Origin of the sequence: Streptomyces sp. CB02366 (assembly GCF_001905905.1) — a bacterium.
In the GTDB taxonomy this organism is placed as follows: Bacteria; Actinomycetota; Actinomycetes; order Streptomycetales; family Streptomycetaceae; genus Streptomyces.
Genome location: NZ_LIVT01000001.1, coordinates 541,383 through 541,862, shown reverse-complemented (window position 1 = coordinate 541,862; position 480 = coordinate 541,383). Strand labels below are relative to the sequence as shown.

The following is a 480-nucleotide window of genomic DNA, read 5'->3' as shown; positions in this document are numbered from 1 at the left end:
CCCCCGCCCCCCGCCGCTCCTGACGACCCCGCCTCCGAAGCCCGCGTACCCGGCCCGCCCGTCTACGCGCCCCGCGTCCTCGCCCCCGTGGTCACCGTGGCCGTCTGCGTCGTGCTGGCCGCCGCAACCGGGGCCAGGCCCGAGCTGATCGTCTGGTGGGCGCTGACGCCCGTCGCGGTGCTCCTCGCCGTGGTCGACCGGCGGGTCCACCGGCTTCCCGACCCGCTGACCCTGCCCCTGGCGGGCGCGGCCGTCCTGCTGCTCGGCGCCGCCGCCCTGCTCCCCGGGCACGCCGGCTCCTGGACCTCGGGCCTGCTGGGCGGCCTGGCCCTCGGCGGCTTCTACCTCCTGCTCTTCCTGATCAACCCGAACGGCATGGGGTTCGGGGACGTCAAACTCGCCCTCGCCCTGGGTGTGGTCCTCGGCTGGTACGGCTGGGCCGTGCTGTTCGTCGGCGGGTTCACCGGGGTTCTGTTCGTG

Annotated in this window: 1 protein-coding gene; it reads left to right on the top strand. The window is 75.8% G+C overall.

The window, feature by feature from the left end:
- Positions 1–480: prepilin peptidase (locus tag AMK24_RS02290; RefSeq protein WP_143203690.1), on the top strand; the 480-nt coding region annotated here is incomplete at both ends.